Below are 410 nucleotides of genomic sequence, written 5' to 3'. Positions count from 1 at the left end.
CCACAGAGCTTACTGATGAGAGAAACAGTTGCTCTTAGCATAATTGATATAGCAGACTTTAACTTTATTTCGATTTATATTTATGTAATAACTCAGGTGGGATATGACAATAGTCATCGGGAAAATTAGTTAACCGGTCTTGGTGCTCTGCATCGCTGGGAACATAATTGGTTAGCAACTGAACTTGTACCACTATTTTATCTGCATCAGCGCGTTGATTTATATAGTCGTTTGCAATTGTTAAGTGACATTGCTTTTTACTATAAATAGCACTACGGTATTTTAAACCAACATCGTTACCCTGCTTATTAACACTGTAAGGGTCAATAATCTCAAAAAAGTATTCAATCAGTTTATAGAGTGTCACGGCTGTTATATCAAAGGTTACTTTCACGCACTCGGCATAACCG

Annotated in this window: 1 protein-coding gene; it reads right to left on the bottom strand. The window is 36.3% G+C overall.

The genetic code is table 11. The features are described from left to right. Window positions 1–64: 64 nt before the first annotated feature. The coding region (locus AAEY62_RS20485) for a peptide-methionine (S)-S-oxide reductase (protein ID WP_350636072.1) at window positions 65–410 on the bottom strand (346 nt) is incomplete at its 5' end.

It is taken from the genome of Pseudoalteromonas sp. GW168-MNA-CIBAN-0100 (genome assembly GCF_040309225.1).
Classification (GTDB): domain Bacteria; phylum Pseudomonadota; class Gammaproteobacteria; order Enterobacterales; family Alteromonadaceae; genus Pseudoalteromonas; species Pseudoalteromonas arctica.
This window is presented reverse-complemented; position numbering and strand designations above follow the sequence as displayed.